The 21,062-nt window shown below is 71.4% G+C and carries 12 protein-coding genes and 1 pseudogene; 8 read left to right on the forward strand and 5 right to left on the reverse strand.

The window, feature by feature from the left end; genetic code table 11:
• Positions 1-108: 108 nt before the first annotated feature.
• A complete protein-coding gene (locus tag GA0070617_RS11220; protein ID WP_091436220.1) occupies positions 109-762 on the forward strand; it encodes a hypothetical protein in 654 nt (217 codons plus the stop codon).
• Positions 763-792: 30 nt separating this feature from the next.
• Here the strand turns inward: GA0070617_RS11220 and glgB are convergent, their stop codons facing one another.
• On the reverse strand, positions 793-2,895 hold the full coding sequence (gene glgB / locus GA0070617_RS11225; protein ID WP_091436223.1) for a 1,4-alpha-glucan branching protein GlgB: 2,103 nt from the start codon (positions 2,893-2,895) through the stop codon (positions 793-795).
• On the reverse strand, positions 2,883-5,066 hold the full coding sequence (locus GA0070617_RS11230) for an alpha-1,4-glucan--maltose-1-phosphate maltosyltransferase (protein ID WP_229688310.1): 2,184 nt from the start codon (positions 5,064-5,066) through the stop codon (positions 2,883-2,885). Before GA0070617_RS11230 ends, glgB begins: the two co-directional genes overlap by 13 nt.
• 85 nt (positions 5,067-5,151) lie before the next feature.
• Between GA0070617_RS11230 and GA0070617_RS11235 the strand changes: the two genes are divergently transcribed.
• The 3 genes from GA0070617_RS11235 (at position 5,152) to GA0070617_RS11245 (ending at position 8,408) form a co-directional block, all read left to right on the forward strand.
• The gene (locus GA0070617_RS11235; protein ID WP_091436225.1) at positions 5,152-5,607 is read left to right on the forward strand and encodes a type II toxin-antitoxin system VapC family toxin; all 456 of its coding nucleotides are present in this window, start codon (positions 5,152-5,154) and stop codon (positions 5,605-5,607) included.
• A gap of 417 nt (positions 5,608-6,024) precedes the next feature.
• Positions 6,025-6,933, forward strand: coding sequence for a helix-turn-helix domain-containing protein (locus GA0070617_RS11240; protein WP_229688309.1), 909 nt, complete (start codon positions 6,025-6,027; stop codon positions 6,931-6,933).
• A 101-nt stretch (positions 6,934-7,034) separates the two neighbouring features.
• Entirely contained in the window at positions 7,035-8,408 is a 1,374-nt protein-coding gene (locus GA0070617_RS11245) for an O-antigen ligase family protein (protein ID WP_091436228.1), read from the forward strand.
• A 20-nt stretch (positions 8,409-8,428) separates the two neighbouring features.
• Here the strand turns inward: GA0070617_RS11245 and glgA are convergent, their stop codons facing one another.
• Positions 8,429-9,628, reverse strand: a complete 1,200-nt coding sequence (glgA, locus tag GA0070617_RS11250; RefSeq protein WP_091436230.1) for a glycogen synthase — start codon at positions 9,626-9,628, stop codon at positions 8,429-8,431.
• A 72-nt stretch (positions 9,629-9,700) separates the two neighbouring features.
• On the opposite strand from glgA, the gene glgC reads away from it, so the two are divergent.
• From glgC to GA0070617_RS32185, 4 genes are all read left to right on the forward strand, one after another.
• Entirely contained in the window at positions 9,701-10,933 is a 1,233-nt protein-coding gene (gene glgC / locus GA0070617_RS11255) for a glucose-1-phosphate adenylyltransferase (protein WP_091436233.1), read from the forward strand.
• Between the two features lie 31 nt (positions 10,934-10,964).
• Positions 10,965-12,608, forward strand: a complete 1,644-nt coding sequence (gene pgm, locus GA0070617_RS11260; RefSeq protein WP_091436235.1) for a phosphoglucomutase (alpha-D-glucose-1,6-bisphosphate-dependent) — start codon at positions 10,965-10,967, stop codon at positions 12,606-12,608.
• A gap of 94 nt (positions 12,609-12,702) precedes the next feature.
• The gene (locus tag GA0070617_RS11265) at positions 12,703-14,889 is read left to right on the forward strand and encodes an acyltransferase family protein (RefSeq protein WP_091436237.1); all 2,187 of its coding nucleotides are present in this window, start codon (positions 12,703-12,705) and stop codon (positions 14,887-14,889) included.
• 10 nt (positions 14,890-14,899) lie between these two features.
• Positions 14,900-16,450, forward strand: coding sequence for an oligosaccharide flippase family protein (locus tag GA0070617_RS32185; RefSeq protein WP_217628786.1), 1,551 nt, complete (start codon positions 14,900-14,902; stop codon positions 16,448-16,450).
• A gap of 112 nt (positions 16,451-16,562) precedes the next feature.
• Here the strand turns inward: GA0070617_RS32185 and GA0070617_RS31460 are convergent.
• A pseudogene (locus GA0070617_RS31460) lies at positions 16,563-17,585 on the reverse strand (O-antigen ligase family protein); the annotation flags it as partial.
• 198 nt (positions 17,586-17,783) lie between these two features.
• The gene (locus tag GA0070617_RS11280; RefSeq protein WP_091436242.1) at positions 17,784-20,891 is read right to left on the reverse strand and encodes a M14 family metallopeptidase; all 3,108 of its coding nucleotides are present in this window, start codon (positions 20,889-20,891) and stop codon (positions 17,784-17,786) included.
• Positions 20,892-21,062: the final 171 nt, after the last annotated feature.

Consider the following 21,062-nt stretch of genomic DNA (forward strand, 5'->3'; position numbering starts at 1 on the left):
CCTCGCGTGGCCGCTCCGGATCGGGTGTGGCAGGGTGGCGAAGTGCCACCGACACCCGACCAGCGTGTTGGCAGGTGTCGGCTGCCCGGGCGGTGACAGGAGCTGTTGATGGAGATCGAAGCGGAGATCCGGGACCTCACCGGCCAGTTGACCGAAGAGGCAGGCGAGGCCGTCCGGACACTCACCGACGACCAGAAGCGTCGGCTGCTCGACGACCAGGCGGTCCGAGACGGGCGGGCCGACCTGTCACAGGAGCGGTCCGCCCTCGCCAGTCACACCTGGGTTCGGGATCGGATCTTCCAGCTGCAGACAGAGCAGTGGCGACCCGAACAACCGTACCTCCACCACCACCACAACCTCGGAGCCGACGGTGTCTGGGTGCCCAACCCCGGTCATATCGCCGTCCGAGAGCAGGACGAGGGTCAGTGGCTCAAGTATCGCTACCTGACGAAACAGGCAGAGGCGAGGACGCAGCCGGAGGAGTGGGAGGAGTTCGACTACCTCCGTAAGCTGGGGCGCGGCACCTCCGAACGGCTCATCGAAGAGCAGCAGGAGCAGGTGACGACAGCGAAGACCAGACTCCGCGACGCTGTCGACACCGTGGTCGGCAGGCTGAGATCCACGGCGGGTGGCGTCGATCCGCGCGTGTCCCAACAGGCCAACGTACGGATCCAGGCACCTGTCGTTCCGACCGGCGGCAAGCACGGCCGGCCCCGCCCGGACGACACGCCGAGCCCAGCTCGGAAGCGTTCCCGAAACTGAGCTCCGGCCCCGACGGTGGCTGCCCCGGCGTCAGACCGGCCGTAGCCAGAGCGCGCCCAGCGGCGGGACCCGCAGCGTCACCGAGGCGGGCTGGCCGTGCCAGGCGATGTCCTGGGCGTGCACCTCGCCCAGGTTCCCCACCCCCGAGCCGCCGTAGTGGTGGGCGTCGGTGTTCAGCACCTCGGCCCAACGTCCGCCCCGGGGCACCCCCACCCGGTACTCCTCCAGCGGCAGCGCCGAGAAGTTGACCACGCAGACCAGGGTCTGGCCGTCCGGTGCGATCCGGACGAAGGAGATGGTGTTGTTGGCCAGGTCGTCCCCGGCCAGCCAGCGGAAACCGGCCGGCGAGGTGTCCTGCGCGTACAGCGCCGGGGCGTCCCGGTAGACCCGGTTCAGGTCGGCCACCAGCCGCTGGACGCCGGCGCGCGCCGGGTCGTGCAGCAGGTACCAGTCCAGGCCGCGTTCCTCGCTCCACTCCCGCTCGTCACCCAGCTCACAGCCCATGAAGAGCAACTGCTTGCCCGGATGCGCCCACATGTACGCCAGCAGTGCCCGCACGTTGGCCAGTCGCTGCCAGGTGTCGCCGGGCATCTTCGCCACCAGGCTGCCCTTGCCGTGCACCACCTCGTCGTGGCTGATCGGCAGCACGTAGTTCTCGCTCCAGGCGTACGCCAGGGAGAAGGTGAGCTGGTGGTGGTGGTGCTGGCGGTAGATCGGGTCCTTCGAGGTGTAGAGCAGGGTGTCGTGCATCCAGCCCATGTTCCACTTGAACCCGAAGCCGAGCCCGCCCTCGGAGGTCGGTCTGGTCACCCCCGGCCAGGCGGTGGACTCCTCGGCGATCATCACCACCCCGGCGTGCCGCTTGTAGACGGTGGCGTTGACCTCCTGCAGGAAGGCGATCGCCTCCAGGTTCTCCCGGCCGCCGTACTGGTTGGCGGCCCACTGGCCCTCCGGCCGGGAGTAGTCCAGGTAGAGCATCGAGGCGACCGCGTCCACCCGCAGCCCGTCGACGTGGAACTCGTCGCACCAGTAGAGCGCGTTGGCGACCAGGAAGTTGCGGACCTCCCGGCGGCCGAAGTCGAAGACGTACGTGCCCCAGTCGGGGTGCTCGCCCCGGCGCGGGTCCGGGTGCTCGTAGAGCGGGGTGCCGTCGAACCGCGCAAGCGCCCACTCGTCCTTGGGGAAGTGCGCGGGCACCCAGTCCAGCAGCACGCCGATGCCGGCGCCGTGCAGGGTGTCGACCAGGTGCCGGAAGTCGTCCGGGTCACCGAAACGGGAGGTTGGCGCGAAGTAGCCGGTGACCTGGTAACCCCAGGAGCCGCCGAACGGGTGCTCCATCACCGGCAGGAACTCCACGTGGGTGAAGCCCAGCTCCACCACGTACGCGGTCAGCTGCTCGGCCAGCTCCCGGTAGCCCAGGCCGGGTCGCCAGGAGCCCAGGTGCACCTCGTACACGCTCATCGGCTCCTGGTGCGGCTGGCGCTGCGCCCGCGCGGCCAGCCAGTCCCCGTCGGACCACTGGTACGTCGAGTGGTGCACCACCGACGCGGTGGCCGGCGGCACCTCCGCGTACGCCGCCATCGGGTCGGCCTTGTCCCGCCACTGCCCGTCGGCGCCGAGGATCCGGTACTTGTAGCGCTGCCCGGCGTGTGCCCCCGGCACGAAGATCTCCCACACGCCGCTGGATCCCAGCGACCGCATCGACCAGCCCTCGTACGCGCCCCAGCCGGTGAAGTCCCCGACCACCCGGACCCCCCGGGCGTTCGGCGCCCAGACCGCGAACGCCACCCCGTCGTCGCGTACCCGCGCGCCCAGGGCCTCCCAGAGCCGCTCGTGCCGGCCCTCGCCGATCAGGTGCAGGTCCAGCTCGCCCAGGCTCGGCGGGTGCCGGTACGGGTCGTCGACGACGGTGCCGTCCACGTCGAGCCGGTAGTCGAGCACCGTGCCGGGCAGGGTGACCTCGAAGATCCCCACGTCGTGCACCCTTCGGGCGGGGTGCCGCTCGCCGCCGACCAGCACGGTCACCGTCCGCGCCCCCCGGCGCAGGGTACGCAGGGTGGTCCGGCCGTCGGCGGGATGCGCGCCGAGGACCCCGTGCGGGTCGTGCGTCTCGCCGGCGATCAACTGGTCCATCGGGCGTCGTCCTTCGTCGCGGAGTCGGTCGGTGCGGGCGCGGTGGCTGTGGTGCCGGTCGGTGTGGTGCCCGTCTGGTCGCCGTCGGCGGGGGCCGGGGTGGTCGGTGCGGTGCCGCCGGAGAGGTCGTCCGGCACGTCCGCCGTGGTCAGCTCGGGCGGGGCGTCGGCTGCTTCGGCCGGCGTGGGCGACACGGCCGCGACGGTCCCCGGGCGGCGCAGCGTCAGCACGTGTGCCGGTTGAAGATACGGGTCGAGGCGGACCGCGTTGCGCTGGCCCCAGTCGTAGCTCGCCCCGGTCAGCTCGTCGTGGACGGTGAACCGGTCGTGCCAGTCCAGGCCGAGCGCCGGCATGTCCAGGGTGGTGTTGCCCCACTGCACGGCGCGCGAGTCGAACGAGCAGACCACCAGCACGGTGTTGCCGGTGGCCGGGTCGTGTTTGGACCAGCAGAGCAGCGCCGGGTTGTCGATGTCGTGGAAGACCAGGTTGCGCAGCCGGTGCAGGGCGGGGTTGTCCCGGCGTACCCGGTTGAGGGTGGCCACGAACGGCGCGAGGGACCGCCCCTGGGCCTGCGCGCCGGCCCAGTCCCGGGGGCGCAGCTCGTACTTCTCGTTGTCCAGGTACTCCTCGGCGCCGGGGCGGGCGACGTGTTCGAACAGCTCGAAGCCGGCGTACATGCCCCAGGAGGGGCTGAGCAACGCGGCCAGCACCGCCCGGATCTTGAACATCGGCGGGCCGCCGTGCTGCAGGGAGGAGTGCAGGATGTCCGGGGTGTTCGGCCAGAAGTTCGGCCGCATGTGGTCGGCCGCGGCGACCAGCTCCTCGCAGTACTCCCGCATCTGCGCCGCCGTCGTGCGCCAGGTGAAATAGGTGTACGACTGGGTGAAGCCGATCTTGCCCAGCCCGTGCATGATCGCCGGGCGGGTGAACGCCTCGGCCAGGAAGAGCACGTCCGGGTCGGTCCGCTTGACCTCGGCGATCAGCCAGTGCCAGAAGTCGAACGGCTTGGTGTGCGGGTTGTCGACCCGGAAGATCTTGACGCCCTCGCCTACCCAGTGCCGCACCACCCGCAGCACCTCGGCCCGGATCCCCTCGGGATCGTTGTCGAAGTTCACCGGGTAGATGTCCTGGTACTTCTTCGGCGGGTTCTCCGCGTAGGCGATCGTGCCGTCGGCCCGGGTGGTGAACCACTCCGGATGCTCGGTCACCCACGGGTGGTCCGGGGCGCACTGCAACGCCAGGTCCATCGCCACCTCCAGGCCCTGCCCGGCGGCGGCGGCGACGAAGTCGCGGAAGTCCTGCGGCGTACCCAGGTCGGGGTGGATGGCGTCGTGCCCGCCCTCGGCCGCGCCGATCGCCCACGGCGAGCCGACGTCGTCCGGGCCGGCGGTCAGCGCGTTGTTGCGCCCCTTGCGGTTGATCCGGCCGATCGGGTGGATCGGCGGCAGGTAGAGCACGTCGAAGCCCATCGCCGCGACCCCGGCCAGCCGGGCCGTGGCGGTGCGGAAGGTGCCCGAGCGGGCCGGGGCGTCCGCGGTGGCCAACACCGCCCCCTCGGAGCGCGGGAAGAACTCGTACCAGGCGGAGAAGAGCGCCCGGGGCCGGTCCACCCAGATCCGGTACGGCTCGCCGGTGGTCACCAGCTCCCGCACCGGGTACGCCCAGAGCAGGTCGGCCAGCTCCAGCGCCGGGGCGACCCGTCGGGACAGCGCCAGCCCGTCGTCGCCCAGCGCGGTGACCGCCGCCTCGACCCGGCCCCGGTCGGCGGCCTCGACCAGCTCGCGGGCGGCGGTCAGCACCCGCGCCCCCTCGGCCAGGTCGTTTGCCAGCTCGGCCGCGACCTGCCCGGCGGCGACCTTCTTCGTCACCGCGTTCTGCCAGGTCAGGTACGGATCCTGGAACGCCTCGACGGTGAAGATCCATTCGCCGACCGCGTCCGGCACGATGGTGGCGTGCCAGCGGTCCTGCCCCGGCTCGCCGGGCCGCATCCGGGTGAACGGCCGGGCCCGCCCGTCCGGGCCGAGCCAGACCACGTTGCAGCCCAACGCGTCGTGGCCCTCGCGGTAGGCCCGCGCGGCCACCGGCACCACCTCACCGACCACCGCCTTGGCCGGGTAGCGACCGCAGGAGACGGCGGGGGACACGTCTTCGATCGGGAACCGTCCACTCACCCGATCAACCTACCTGTGCGAGATCCCTTCGCGCGCGGTCACGCACGTCGGTGGCCGCTTCCCGCGCCCCCGATGGAGCTGCTGCGTGGCGAGTGAACGGCTTTGGGTGCTGCCCTCGCGCGCGCCGGAGACGGTGACGACCCTGGTCGACACCAACGTGTTGCTGGACGTGTTGACCGAGGACCCGAAATGGGCACCGTGGTCGGAGGCGGCGCTGGCCGAGGCCCGCGACGCCGGCAACCTGGTGATCAACCCGATCGTCTACGCCGAGGTCTCGATCCGGTTCGAGCGCATCGAGATGTTGGACGAGGCGCTGCCCGCCGGAGACTTCCTCCGCGAGGAACTGCCCTACCCGGCCGGCTTCCTCGCCGGTAAGGCGTACGCGCGATATCGCCGCCTGGGTGGGATGAAACGGGCACGGCTGGCCGACTTCAACATCGGAGCGCACGCGGCGGTGTGTGATTACACCCTGCTCACCCGCGACGGCGCACGCTATCGGACGTACTTTCCCAGCCTCCGATTGCTTACCCCCGACGCCTGACTTCCCCCCGCCCAGAGGTAAGGAAGGGCCCCTTCTTAACACTCTTGCGGTCGTCAGGGCGGGCGTAGGTCCCCCCTTGAAAGCTCTTGGAAGAATTGTGCCCCTCGGGGGGCCGCTTTCTTCCAAGATCTTTCTGTCCGTTCTGCACCCGATCTCGTTGCCGGGGCGTTCAGCCAGTCAGCCGCCCCGAGTGCTGCGAATGTGTCGATCAGGCGGGTGGCTCGGGGGCGACGAAGGACCCCTTGCCTTGGTGGACCGGTGCCCGGTGGACCGCCCCCGTTGCCCGACGGGGACCAGGTGCCCTGCCCGCCGTCGGGCCCGGCCCTCGTCGGTTTCCCGCCGGGACCACGTCTACGGGGTGACCGTCGCGGTGGTCGTGCTGGTCCTGGTGGTGGTCGGGGTCCTCGGGTGGCGGTGGTGAACGAGTTGCCGGTGGGCCGGCGGATGGCGCACTGGCGGGTCCGGCGGAACATGACGCAGCAGCAGTTCGCCGACCGGATCGGCAAGTCCAAGAGCTGGGTGGACAAGGTCGAGCGTGGGGTACGCCGACTGGAACGGGTGTCCAGCCTGCGGGAGGCCGCCGAGGCGCTGCGGATCGACCTGGAGCCGCTGGTGGCACAGCAGCCCGGCCGGCCCGGTCCGGTCGCCAGCGGCCTGGAGGCGGTACGGACCGCGCTGGCGCGGTACCCGGAGGTGTTGGGGTTGCTGCCCGACCTGCTCGACGGGGTCCGCCAGGCGCGGGCCGTCCGGCCGGGACGGTTGGTCGAGGGCCTGCTGGTGTCGGCGTACGGGCTGGTCGCGCTGGCCCTGGTGAAGGTGGACCAGAGGGAGTTGGCCTGGCTGGCCGCCGACCGGGGGATGACGCTAGCCCTGGCGGTGGACGATGCGCAGCTGGCCGCCGCCGCGACCGTACCGCTGTGTCAGGCGCTGCGGGCCGGCGGGCGGCGACACTCGGCGATGGAGGCGGCCCGGGTGGTCGCCACCGCCGCGCTCGGCGATCCGGCGGCGGCGACCCCGGCGGCACGAGCGGTTGCGGGCCGGGCCGGGGTGGCGGTGGCTGCCTACCGAGCATCGGGCGGCGTACCTGCTCGACGCGGCCCGGGCCTACGCCCTGGCCGGCGACATGCGTCGGGCCGGGCGGACCGTGCTCGACGCGGAGCGGACCGCCCGGGGCGAGGTCCACGACCGACCCGAGGTACGCGACCTGGTCGCCGTGGTCGCCCGCGCACCGACCGCCCCGGCGGACCTGACCCGCCTCGCCGCCGACCTCCGGGTCAGCTGATTCCCGATCGCGGCGTACCGGAACCTGAAGTTCCGCTAATCTGACAGATGAGGATGAATGTAGCGAAAAGGATTCGTGGCATGAATTGCTGGTACGTTCCGGAGACCCGCTCGACAGTCGGGGTCGTCAGCGAGTTGTTGTCCTGATGCCTGTCGACGTGCCGGACAGCGGGGAACTCGTCAGCCTTCTGGTGCTGGTCGGGATCCTGGTGCCCCTGCTGTGTTTGATTCCGGTCAACGCGGTGGTGGTCCTCTGGGGAGCGGTGTTACCGATCTACGCCACCAGCGGCGTGCAGACGCAGTTCTTCGACGCCGCCCGGGTCGGTTGCGCGGTCGTGGTGCTGCTGCGGACCCGACCGTCCGGCACGACGACCGGGTGGCGCAACGCCCGTAGCTGGTTGTTCCTGGTCGGTCTGCTCGGCTGCTACGTCGCGGTGGTCGGCCTGCTCCACGGCGACACCAAAACCCCGACCCTCGGCGTGTCGATGGTGTGTTCGGTGCTGGTCGCGGCGGTGGCGGCCAGACGGGCCGGACTGGGGGGGCAAATTCTGCTCGGCTACGCGCTCGGGGTGTGCTGCAGCGCGTCGGTGGTGTTGCTACAGGCGTTGGATCTACCCAATCCCGCGCGATCGATGAAGTTCAACGGGCGGCTGTGGGGGCTCGGTAGCAACGCCCCCCGGGTGTCGCTGCAGTTGGCGATCGGATGTGTGCTGCTGCTGGTACGGGGGCTGGGCGCGAAACCCGTCATCCAGTTGGCGGCATTCTCCGGGATGGCGGTGTGTTTCTCGGCACTGCTGGCCGTCGGCGGTCGGGAGGGCATCGCGGCGTTGGCGTGCGCGCTGGTGGTGATCATGTGCCAACGCCTGTTGCGGTGGTGGCAACTGGTGACGGGGGCGGGGGTACTCGCCGCAGCCGCTGTCGTGATCTCTGCCGTTGGCATCGAGATGACCACCATTGACCGGTTCTCCGACCCGTACATGGGCTCAGAGCCCGGATCGGGGGATTTCACCACCGGCCGTGCCGCCCTGCTGGGGGAGTCCCTGACGGCGTTTTCGCGACACTGGCTGTTCGGCATCGGAACCGATCAGTTCCAGATCCTGTACAACTATTCGGGCAGGTTCCATGGCGCGACGACACCGCACGTCGCGCCGCTGACCTTCGCCGTCGCGGCCGGGATCGTGGGTGGTGCGATCGCCACCTACCTGTTCTTTCGGCTGGCCCACCTGGTGTTCACCTCGACCACCCGGCCCGGTGACGCGCGGACGGCGACAGCGGGAGCCGTCGGCGCGGCCCTACTGGTCTCGGCGCTGCTGGAGCCGACAGGTCCCTTCCAGGGGGTGGAGTTGACCGTCCTCTCCGTGCTGGCGGTGACCGTGCTGTCCGAGCGTCTCGCCGCGCGGGGCACCCCGCGAGGGCGCTCCCACCGACTCCCCGCCGTACCGGTCGCCGGTGTACAGCGGGCGCCGATGCCGTCCCAAGCCCTTGGTGAACGGGGCACCCTTCTCTACCCGAAGCGTTAACAGGGGGCCCTTCCTTACCGCTATCGGAGGGAGCGGTAGAGGTCGAGGGTGCGGCCGGCGACGGCGTCCCACGAAAAGTGCTCGACCGCCCGGGAACGGCCGGCCTTGCCCAGGGCGGCCGTCCGCGCCGGATCGGCAAGCAGCGTGGTGATCGCGAAGGCCAGGTCGGCGACGAAGCGCTCCGGGTCCAGCGGGGTGCCGGAGCCGTCGTCGGCCTGCTCGATCGGCACCAGCAGGCCGGTCTCGCCGTCGGCGACCACCTCCGGGATGCCGCCGGTGGCGGTGGCCACGACGGCGGTCTCGCAGGCCATCGCCTCCAGGTTGACGATCCCCATCGGCTCGTAGATCGACGGGCAGACGAAGACGGTGGCGTGCGTGAGCACCTGGATCACCTCGGGCTTGGGCAGCATCTCGGCCACCCAGACCACCCCGGTACGGCCGGCCCGCAGCTCGGCCACCAGCGCCTCCACCTCGGCGGCGATCTCCGGGGTGTCCGGGGCGCCGGCGAGCAGCACGAGCTGGGTGTCGGCGGGCAGCTCCCGGGCGGCCCGCAGCAGGTAGGGCAGGCCCTTCTGCCGGGTGATCCGCCCCACGTAGACCACGCTGGGGCGGGCCGGGTCGACGCCGAGCCGGGTCAGCACGTCGGTGTCGTGGTCCGGGGCGTACTGGACGGTGTCGATGCCGTTGTGGATCACGTGCACCCGGTCCGGATCCACCGCCGGGTACGCGGCCAGCACGTCGCGCCGCATCCCCGCGCTGACCGCGATCACCGCGTCGGCGGCCTCGTACGCGGTCCGCTCGACCCAGGAGGACAACGCGTACCCGCCGCCGAGCTGCTCGGCCTTCCACGGACGCAGCGGCTCCAGGCTGTGCGCGGTGACCACGTGCGGCACCCCGTGCAGCAGCTTGGCGGTGTGCCCGGCGAAGTTGGCGTACCAGGTGTGGCTGTGCACCACGTCGGTGCCGGCGCAGGCGGCGGCCATCTCCAGGTCGACGCCCATGGTGCGCAGGGCGGCGTTCGCGCCGGCCAGCCCGGCCGGGTCGGCGTACCCGGTGACGCCCGGTTCGGTGCGCGGCGCGCCGAAGCAGTGCACCCGCACGTCGGCGAGTCGGCGCAGCTCCCGGGCCAGGTACTCGACGTGCACCCCGGCGCCGCCGTACACCTCCGGCGGGTACTCCCGGGTCAGCAGGTCGACGCGCAGCGATGAGGAGTCGGTCATGACCTCGCACCCTAGTGCAGAAGACTCGTCGTACGAGTGGTGAAGTCGGACGCGGGTGGTTAGCGTCTGACCATGGCTGCGAAGGTGCTTGCGATCGTCCTGGCGGGAGGCGAGGGTAAGCGCCTCATGCCGCTGACCACCGACCGGGCGAAACCCGCTGTCCCGTTCGGCGGGATGTACCGGATGGTGGATTTCGTCCTCTCCAACCTGGCGAACGCCGGTTATATCAAGATCGTCGTGTTGACCCAGTACAAGTCGCACTCGCTGGACCGGCACATCACCAAGACCTGGCGGATGTCGACCCTGCTGGGCAACTACGTCACCCCGGTGCCGGCGCAGCAGCGTCGGGGCCCGTGGTGGTTCGCCGGCTCGGCCGACGCGATCTACCAGAGCCTCAACCTGGTCCACGACGAGCAGCCCGACCACGTCATCGTCTTCGGTGCCGACCACATCTACCGGATGGACCCCCGGCAGATGGTCGAGGACCACATCGCCTCCGGCGCGGCGGTGACGGTGGCGGGCATCCGTCAACCGCTCTCCACCGCCGACCAGTTCGGGGTGATCGAGGTCGGCGAGGACGGCCGCCGGATCCGGGCGTTCCGGGAGAAGCCCACCGACGCCGTCGGCCTGCCCGACGCACCCGACGAGATCTACGCCTCGATGGGCAACTACGTCTTCACCACCAAGGCGCTGCTGGAGGCGGTGGAGACCGACGCGGCGGACAAGACCAGCAAGCACGACATGGGCGGCAGCATCATCCCGATGCTTGTCGAGCGGGGCGAGGCCAACGTCTACGACTTCCGCGACAACGAGGTCCCCGGCAGCACCGACCGGGACCGGGGCTACTGGCGCGACGTGGGGACGCTCGACTCGTTCTACGACGCGCACATGGATCTGATCAACGTGCACCCGATCTTCAACCTCTACAACTTCGAGTGGCCGATCTACACCGAGCAGCCGCCGTACCCGCCGGCGAAGTTCGTCCACCAGTGGGGGGAGCGGGTCGGCCGGGCGGTCGGTTCGATGGTCTCGCCCGGTGCGGTGATCTCCGGCTCGCTGGTGGAGAACTCGATCGTCTCGCCCAAGGTCAAGGTCCACTCCTGGGCGCACGTCGACGGTTCGGTGCTGATGGAGGGGGTGGACATCGGCCGGCACGCCGTGGTCCGCCGGGCCATCCTGGACAAGAACGTGGTCGTTCCCGAGGGCACCGAGATCGGTGTCGACCTGGAGAAGGACCGCCAGCGCTACACCGTGTCCGACAATGGCATCGTGGTGATCGGCAAGGGTCAACGCGTCGAGCCGTGAGCCGTCCACCGAACTCAGGAGGTACCCCGAAGTGGCCCATCCCCGTGCCGGTCAGCCCGCCGAACCCGCCGACCTGGTCGACGTGCCGAGGTTGCTGACCGCCTACTACGCCGAGCACCCCGACCCGCAGGACCCGGCGCAGCAGGTCTCCTTCGGCACCTCCGGGCACCGGGGATCCAGCCTGCGACGGGCCTTCAACGAGCGGCACATCCTGGCCGTCACCCAGGCACTCGTCGACTACCGACGGGCCAACGGCGTCGACGGGCCGCTCTTCCTCGGCCGGGACACCCACGCGCTCTCCGCGCCGGCCACCGTCAGCGCGCTGGAGGTGCTCGCCGCCAACGACGTCACCGTCCTGCTGGACAGCCGGGACGGCTACACCCCGACCCCGGCCCTGTCGCACGCCATCCTCCGGCACAACCGGGAGCGCCGCTCGGGGCTCGCCGACGGCATCGTGATCACCCCGTCGCACAACCCGCCCGACGACGGCGGCTTCAAGTACAACCCCACCCACGGCGGGCCGGCCGACACCGACGTCACCCGGTGGATCCAGGACCGGGCCAACGAGCTGCTCGCCGCCGACCTGGCCGGGGTCAGGCGGATCCCGTACGCGCGGGCCCGCGCCGCCGACACCACCGGCGAGTACGACTTCCTCGCCCACTACGTCGACGACCTGCCCGCCGTGCTCGACCTCGACGCGATCCGCGACGCCGGGGTACGCATCGGCGCGGACCCGCTGGGCGGGGCCAGCGTCGCCTACTGGGGCGAGATCGCCGAGCGGCACCGGCTCGACCTCACCGTGATCAACCCGACAGTCGACCCGACCTGGCGGTTCATGACCCTCGACGGCGACGGCAAGATCCGGATGGACTGTTCGTCGCCGAACGCGATGGCCTCGCTGATCGCCGCCCGGGACGCGTACGCCGTCAGCACCGGCAACGACGCCGACGCCGACCGGCACGGCATCGTCACCCCCGACGCCGGTCTGCTCAACCCCAACCACTACCTGGCGGTGGCGATCGGTCACCTGTTCCGTACCCGGGACCGGTGGGGCGCCGCCGCGGCGGTCGGCAAGACGCTGGTCTCCTCGTCGATGATCGACCGGGTCGCCGCCGACCTGGGCCGCCCCCTGCTGGAGGTGCCGGTCGGCTTCAAGTGGTTCGTCCCGGGCCTGCTCGACGGCACGGTCGGCTTCGGCGGTGAGGAGAGCGCCGGGGCGTCCTTCCTGCGCCGCGACGGCAGCACCTGGACCACCGACAAGGACGGCATCCTGCTCTGCCTGCTCGCCGCCGAGATCATCGCCACCACCGGCCGGAGCCCGAGCGAGCACTACGCCGAGCTGACCGCGCGGTTCGGCGCGCCCGCGTACGCCCGGATCGACGCACCGGCCACCCGGGAGGAGAAGGCGGCCCTCGGCAAGCTCTCCCCGGAGCAGGTCACGGCGACCGAGCTGGCCGGCGAGCCGATCACCGCGACGCTCACCACGGCACCCGGCAACGGCGCGTCGATCGGCGGCCTGAAGGTGACCACCTCCTCGGGCTGGTTCGCCGCCCGGCCCTCCGGCACCGAGGACGTCTACAAGATCTACGCCGAGTCGTTCCAGGGGCCCGAGCACCTCACCCGGATCCAGCAGGAGGCCCAGGACCTGGTCACCGAGGTGCTCAAGCAGGCCTGACCGACGTCACCACCGCTTCGCCCGGGTCGTTGGGTCTGCTGTCGGCACCGTACCGGTGCCCGCATCCCGACTCACGACCTGCGGCGAGGCAACGATGGCGTGGCGCACGGCGCCGACGGCGACGCGACCGGGCGTCCGCGGTCAGGGCGATTCCCGGGCCGGTTTCCCGGTCGGCTTCCGGGCCGACATCGAGGGCCTGCGGGCGGTGGCGGTGCTGCTGGTGCTCGTCGGACACGCCGCCCCGGCGGTGCTGCCCGGCGGCTACGTCGGGGTGGACGTCTTCTTCGTCATCTCCGGTTTCCTGATCACCGGACTGCTCGCCGAGGAGCTGGACCGCACCGGGCGGATCTCGCTGACCGCCTTCTACGCCCGCCGGGCCCGCCGCCTGCTGCCGGCGGCGGGCCTCGTGCTGCTGGCCAGCCTGCTGCTCGCCTTCCTCTTCCTGCCCCGGGTGCGGTGGGCCTCGACCGGCTGGGACGTGGTGGCCAGCGCCCTGTACGTGATGAACTGGCGGCTGGCCGAGCGGGCGGTGGACTACCTGGCCGTCGGGCAGGCGGACAGCCTGCTGCAGCACTACTGGTCGCTGGCGGTGGAGGAGCAGTTCTACCTGCTCTGGCCGCTGCTGATGATCGTGGTGGCCACCGGCTTCGGTCGCCGTCGTGCCGCCCGGGTGGCCGGTTCCGCCGGCCTGTCGGGTTGGCTGCTGCTGGGCGTGGCCGCCGTCGGCATCCCGTCGTTCGTCTGGTCGGTGCTGTCGACCGCCAGCGCCCCGGAGCGGGCCTACTTCGTCACCACCACCCGGCTCTGGGAGTTGGCGCTCGGTGCCGTGGTGGCCGTACTCGGTCTGCGGTGGGGTCGGCTGCCGAGTGCGCTCGGTGCGACCCTGGCCTGGCTGGGTCTCGCCGCGATCGGCGTGGCGGCCGTGCTGTTCGGCGCGGACACCCGGTTTCCCGGGGCGCTCGCCCTGCTGCCGACCCTCGGGGCCGCCGCGGTGATCGTCGGCGGGCTACGGCCGGGCCGGGCCGGACCGGGCCGGCTGCTCGGGCTGCGGCCGATGCGGGCGGTCGGCGCGCTCTCCTACTCGCTCTACCTCTGGCACTGGCCACTGCTCGTCGCCGCCGGGGCGTACTTCGGCGAACTGGCCACCCCGGCCGCGATCGGGGTCGTCGCCTTCGCCGTGCTGCCGGCCGTGCTCACCCACCGGTACCTGGAGCAGCCGGTACGCCGGGCACCGCTGTTCACCTACCACCCCGGTGCGGCCCTGCAGCTCGGCGCCACCTGCACCGGGTTCGCCCTGGTCGCCGGGCTGCTGTTCCAGTTCACCGTCTGGCCGCCCGCACCGCGCCCCGGTGCGCTGGTGCTGCCGCCGCTGGACGCCTCCTCCGCCGCGCCGGGCCGGAGCACGCCGGCCGTGCCACTGACCGGTGCGGCGGTGCTGGCGCAGGATCCCCGGGACGACCCGAAGGGCGCGCCGGTCGACCGGGTACCGACGATCACCCCCGACCCCACCGTCGCGTACCAGGACGTCGCGGACGTGTACCGGCAGGACTGCATCTCCCCGGGTGACGACGCCACCGTCCTGGAGTGCGTCTACGGCGACCGCGACGCGGAGTACGTCGTCGCCCTCGCCGGGGACTCCCACGCGGCCCAGTGGGTGCCGGCGATGCAGGCGGTGGCCGAGGCCAACGGGTGGCGACTGGTCACCTACCTGAAGACCGGCTGCCCGTACCAGGAGATGCCGATACCGGTCGGCCGGGGTGACGCGCTCTACCGGACGTGCGTCGAGTGGAACGACCGGTTGCGGCCCCGGCTCACCGTGAGCGCCAAGCCGGATCTGCTCGTGCTCTCCAACGTGACGTACCGGCCGTTCGAGGACGGCCGCCTGGTCCCCGGTGAGGAGGGCCTGGCCAGGTCGGTGCGGGCGATGAAGGCGACCTGGTCGCAGGCGGTCCGGGCCGGCGTGCCGGTCGTCCTGATCAGGGACATCCCCTATCAGGACATGGACGTGCCCGAGTGCGTGTCACGCCATCCCGAGCGGTTGACCACCTGCACCACCGCGCGACGCGAGGCGCTGGAACCCGGCGAGGCGCAGGCCCGCGCCGCCGGGCAGGCGTCCGGGGTGCGACTGGTCGACCTGACCGACGCGATCTGTCCCACGCAGCGCTGCGCGCCGGTCATCGGGGGAGTGCTGGTCTACCGGGACACCAGTCACCTCACCGCCACGTACGTGCAGACGTTGGCGCCCCGACTGCGCGACGCGCTCGAACGGGTCGCCTCGTGAGCCGCTGGGCGTGCCGGTCGCCGAGCCGCTGGGCGCGCCCGTGCCGGTCGCCGAGTCGCCGGGCGTGCCCGTGCCGGTCGCCGAGCCGCTGAGCACGGTGTCGCGGGACGGGCGGCACCGCCGGCCGCCGGACCGCCGGGCGCCCTCGGCCGCGCGGAGCCGGCGGATGCTCTCCGGCGTCGTTGCCGCCGTGTTCGGACGCGGGGTCGCCGCGCTGATGCCGTTGGCGCTCGTCCCGGTCACCCTGCCCTACCTGGGGGCCGCCCGGTACGGGCTGTGGATGACGGTGACCGCGTTCACCGGCATGGCGGCCTTCGCCGATCTCGGGCTGGGCAACGGCCTGTTGACCAAGCTGGCCCCGTGCCACTCGACAGGCGACACCCGGCGCGGTCGCCGGTACGTCTCCACCGCCTACGCGATGCTCGGCGCGTTGGCCGGGGTCGGCTGCCTGCTGCTCTGGTCGCTGTCGGGTCTGGTCGACTGGGCCGGGCTGGTCAACGCCGACCCGTCGGCCGCGGGCGAGGCGCACGCGGTCGTGCTGGTCTGCCTGACCGCCTTCCTGGTGAACCTGCCGCTGGCCCTGGTGGTGCAGGTGCAGTACGCCTGTCAGGAGGTGGGGCGCAGCAGCCTCTGGCAGGCGGTGGGCGGGTTGACCGCCGTACCCCTGGTGCTCGGCGCGATCCAGCTGCGCCTGTCACCGCTGGTGGTGATCGGCGCCACGGTCTGCGCCCCGATCCTGACCAACCTGGCGAACAGCGTCTGGCTCTACACCCGACGGCTGCCCGGGTACGCCCCCCGGCCGGGTCACGTCGACCGCTCGGTGGCCCGCGAACTCGGGCGCCTCGGTGGGGTCTTCGTGGTCCTGGCCCTGCTGGGCGCGGTGGCTACCAACATCGACGCGCTGATCGTCGCGCACACCCTGGGCCTGGCGGCGGTGACCAGCTACTCCGTGCCGGCCAGGCTGTGCGCCCTGCTCGGCATGGTCGTCGCGGTGCTCAACGCGCCGCTCTGGCCGGCCACCGCCGACGCGCTCACCCACGGCGACGAGACCTGGGTACGGCGGACGACCCGCCGGATGACCGTCGTCTCGACGTCGGTGATGCTGACCGCCTGTGCGCTTGTGGTGTCCACCGGGGACCTGCTGCTCTCGGTGGGCCTGCCCGGCGGCCTGCCGGAGGTGGACCGCTGGCTGTTCGCGGGGCTGGCCGGCTGGTGGTTGCTGCTGGCCCTGATCTCGCCGAGGTTCATGGTGCAGAACGCGCTGGGGGTGCTCTGGCCGCAGGTGGTGGGCTGGCTCGGCTACCTCGCCCTGGCGCTGCCGGTGAAGTGGTACGGGGCGACCCGCGTCGGCCTGGTGGCGGTCCCGTTCGTCGGGGTCGCCGGCTACCTGGTCACGATCGTGCCCGCTGCGCTGGTCGGATACCGGCTGGCGCTGCGTGACCGGTGGCCGGCGTCGGCTGCGTCAGCGCGACCGGCGCCGGGTGGGCCAGCGCGACCGGCAGCATCGACACCAGACCCAACGTCAACAGGGCGACCGGTGACGTCTCCCAGTGGCCGGTGAGCCAGAGCGGCAGTTGGGTGACCAGCAGCAGGCAGGCCACCCGTCGGCTCGCGGACACGGTGTGCCGTAGCGGACCGGCCAGCGCGAAGATGAAGATCCCGAGGTAGAGCAGGACGCCGATCAGCCCCACGTCGTTGCCGAGCGCGAGGAGCAGGTTGTGCGCGCCGACGTGCAGTCGTCCGGTGACGACGAACATTCCGGGGCCGATGCCGAGCAGCGGCGCCGAGGCCCAGGAGGACAGCGCCTCCGGCCAGAGCAGCATCCGGCCGGACAGGTCGCCGGTGGGACGGCCCAGGACCGCGTCGAGCCAGAGCAGCTCCGGGGTGAACCGGACGTACCAGCCGATCGAGATGACGAGCATGGCGGCCGGGGTGACCACCAGGACCGCGGTGCGCATTCCCGCCGGGGCGAACCGGCTGAGCAGCAGGTAGCAGATGCCGAGGAAGGCACCGACCACGGCTCCCCGGGTCCCGGCGAGCAGGACCGCCCAACCGAGCACGGTCAGGGCCACCACCAGGCCGACCTGTTCGACCCTGGTCCTGGGTCGGAGCAGGAGCAGGAGGGTGGCGAGCAACATCCCACCCAGCAGCGTGTAGGCGGTGTAGTTGATGTTGCTGTCGTCCTGCACGTAACGGGTGGACAACTCGACCATCGAGGTACGGATCAGGGACTGGGTCGGATCACCGCCGGTGAGCAGATTGCCGGCGGTGATCAGGGTGCCCGCGATGCCACCGTAGGCGACGCAGAACAGGGCGGTGCGGGTGCGTACGACCATCCGGGTCGCCACGAAGACCAGGCAGGCCGTGGCGTACAACTGCGCCATCCAGGCGGCGGCCGTGGCGTCGGTCGACCACAGCACCGCGAGGTAGGCCCAGGCGGCGAGGACCAGGGCCAGCACCTCGGGCACCCGGATCACGCAACGCCGGCCGCTGACCAGGATGACCAGGATGGCCAGGACGGCGCCGTAGTGGCTGACCAGACTCGGTTGCCAGGCGGCGAGCAGGGCGAGCAGGGCGAGCAGGGCGATCCCCGGGCGCTGCCACCGTGAGCCGGAGGGCTTCCCGGCCGGCACGTCGTCGGTGCTGCCCACCTGCGCCCACGGGGCGGCTGGCACGAGTGCTGTCCTCACTGGCATGTCCTCCAGGGCAGCGCCCACCCGTGAGGAGATCTCACGGCAATTGGGACGCTATGGGCGATTGATGCCTCACCCTACTTCGCACCCGCACCCGGAACAGGCGAATGCGCCCGGTGGTCCACGAGACCACCGGGCGCAGCCGGGTCGTTCAACGGCGGGCGGTGCCCGCCCAGGGTGCCGTCAGGTGCGACGGCGGGGTCACCGGGCGGCTCCCTCCAGATGGGTCAGGGACCGGGCGACCAGATCGTCGCGGGCCGCCGGCGGCAACCCCTCCAGGCCGAACCCGAGGTAGACGGTGTCCGCGGTGACCACCGCCGAACCCTCCTCGAAGGCCTGCTGGCTGCGGGACCAGTCGGTGCTGTTGGGCGCGGTGCCCTCCGGCGGACCGGAGACCGTCCAACCGCCCAGGTCCTCGGTCTCGAAGGAGGTCTCCGCGACGGTGGCACCGTCCACGATCACCCGGGCGTCGTCGAGGAAGACGCCCAGCCCCTGGGTGGCCCAGTCGGAGACGTACGAGATGGCGACCTCGACCCGCTTGCCGGCGTACGCCGACAGGTCGATCGAGAACTCCTGCCACCCGTTGGACGTCCCGGTGACGGCGTGCCACTGACCGGTGCTGCCGGTCGGGGAGCAGTCGGCGCCCTGGTAGTGGCCGAGGAACGGGTGGATCTGGGCCACCCAGCCCGACTGGCAGCTCTCCCCGGTGGAGGTGGTGGTCCGCCCGCCGGCGTCGGGCAGGGTGGTCCAGTCGTCGGTGCCCACCTCGTGCGCCTCGACGATCATGAAGTCCCAGTCCGTCTCGATGTCGTACGAGGTCCAGAACCGCAGCTCACCGCTGCTGGCCGAGGTCAGGTCGACAGTCCGGCTCAGCCGCTTGTACGCCTCGTCGGACTGCCCGCTGTGCAGGTACCACTGGCCGGTACGCGGATCGAACGGCGCCCCGCCGGGACGCTGCCAACCCAGCGGCGCGGAGCTTGCGAACTGCGGGAACTCGTCCGGCGGCAGGAAACTCGACGTGGTCAGGAAGGAAGCGGTGTGGTCCTGGTTGGCCGCCGAGCCCGGCGCGTTCAGCGTCCCGGAGAAGCCGGCGAAGGGCCCCGCCGAGCCGCTGACCGGGTACGGGTCACCGTCGGGCGAGGTGCCCCCGTCGCTCACGTAGTTGTACGCCCCCAGGTAGTACTGCTGGAAGTCGTTGAGCAACGGCAGACAGCTCGCGTCCGCCGGATCGGTGCACTCCGCCGGCGGCGTCGGCTGGTAGCCGTACGGGCCGTTGGCGGACTGGGCGTAGAGCGCGTACTTGCCGCTGAGCAGCAGCTTGCCGCCCTCGTTGAGGTAGTCCCGGACGAACAGCTCGGTCTCCGCCGCGGCCCGCGCCGCGGTGCCCGCGACCTGGCCGGGGGAGCGCGGGATGACGTCGTCCCCGGTCTCCCAGAGCACCGTGTCGTAGTGCGACAGCACGCCCAGGTGGTGCGGGGCCTTACGGCCGGCCGTGTCGAAGTCGTACACGTCGCTGGTGCGCCCGGCGGCGGTCAGCGACGCGGCCATCTCGTCGGCGTACTTCGCGCTGCTGCCCTCCTGGGTGGGGCTCAGGCCGGTGACGTCCTCCACCGCCAGGATCAACACGTCACCGCCGATGTCGTCGTGCACCCGGTAGGTGAAGCGTTCGCTACCGACCACGCCGGTGCCCGGTTTGCGCCCGGAGAACCACACCTCGACCCGGTCACCGGGCTTGGTGCCGGTCACCCGGCCGCGCAGCTCGGCGTAGTAGTCGTCGTGGCTGCCGCCGTACCGCTCGCCGCCGCGCCATTCCTTGACCTCGACGCTCTTGGGGCGGCCACCGTTGACCACGAAGTGCATCTTGACGTTCTTCAGCGACCGCCGGGTGATCGCGGCGACCTGCTGGTTGCGACCGTACGAGGTGTCGAAGGCGTCCACCACGAAGTCCGGGGTGCTGCGCCCGACCACCGACACCGGCTCGTCCGGCTGCTTCGCGGACTTCGCCACGGCCAGCGCGAACGGCAGGTTCTTGGCCACCTCGGCGGCGATCAGCTTCTCGTCGTCGGGGAAGATGAACTCCGAGACGCAGTCCTCCGGCCGCCACTGGTCGTCCGGGTCGGACTCGGCCGCCGCCGTGCAGGTCGACATCTCCGGGGTGAAGCCGAGGGTGCCGTACTTGACGGTGGCGTAACTGTCGGTGTCACCGTTGGTGGTGTACAGCTCCGCCGAGAGGTCCGGGTCGTAGCCGGGCACCGCCGGGTTGGCGTCGTCGCCGACCATCGCCTCGTAGATCACGTCGTCCGGGGTGGGGGTGGCCACCTGCCAGCCGACCCCGTAGAGCAGCAGCTGCGCGGCGGAGTGGTAGTTGACCAGGAACTCGAAACCGACCCGCTTGAAGAACCGGTCCAGCGCCTTGGTCTCCGGCTCCGAGTTCGGCGACGGACCCCGGTAGGTCTCACTGGCCGGGTCGGGCGAGGAGCCCTCGTTGTCGTAGCCCCACTTGTAGTCGAAGTTGCGGTTGAGGTCGACACCGTCGACGGAGGTGATCTGACCGTCGCCGTCGTTGTCCCGCAGGTTCTTGCGCCACAGCCGGTTGCCCGGGGTGAAGGTGTGGTCGTACCCGTCGGGGTTGAGCACCGGCAGGAACCACAGCTCGGTGGTGTTGACCAGCCGGGTGATCTCCTGGTTCTTGCCGTAGTTGTCGAGCACGTGGTGCATCAGCCGGCGGTTCATCTCCGGGGTGATCCACTCCCGGGCGTGCTGGGTGCCGGCGTAGAGCACCGAGGGTCGCGCGCCGTCGGCGAGGGTCTGCGCGTCCTTGGTGACCTTGAGCGCCAGGATCGGCTTGCCCTGCACCGAGCGGCCGATGGTCTCCACCTTGGTCAGCTTCGGGTAGCGGGCCGCGGTGGCGGTGATCTCGTCCCGGATGCCGCCCGGCTCGCTGTAGGACCGGAACGCCTTCCAGCCCGCTGCGGCCTGTTCCCGCAGCGCCTGCGAGGCGGCCTTGCCGCGGACCTTCTTCACCTGCAGCCGGACGCCCTGGGCCGCCAGGCGTTGCGCCTGACGCCCGCTCAACACCGTCTCGATCTCGGTGTTGCCGGAGCGGTCGGTGGCACCGTGGTCGTGACCCAGGTCCGCGCCGGTGGCCCGCAGTTTCTCCAACTGCTGCGGGTTCACCGTGCCGACGTACACCTCCAGGCTGTCGTGGCCGCCCGGCGCGGCCGTTGGCTTCGCGTTCGCCGGTGCGGTCAGCACCAGCGCGCCGACCAGAGTGAACACACTGGCGATCGCCAGCCGTGTGCGCCTCATCCCGCCCCCTGTCGTTCAAGGATCGATCACTGCCCGCGAGCCTTCTGCCCGGCGTGATTCATGTCAATAGCTGGATCGGTTACCCGGCGGTCACCGCGTCGTTGCACCCTCCGGACGAACGACGGAGGTCGTCGAGCGTTCCCCGGGTGCCGGCGGCACCGCCGCCTCCGC

Source organism: Micromonospora yangpuensis (assembly GCF_900091615.1).
Lineage (GTDB): Bacteria > Actinomycetota > Actinomycetes > Mycobacteriales > Micromonosporaceae > Micromonospora > Micromonospora yangpuensis.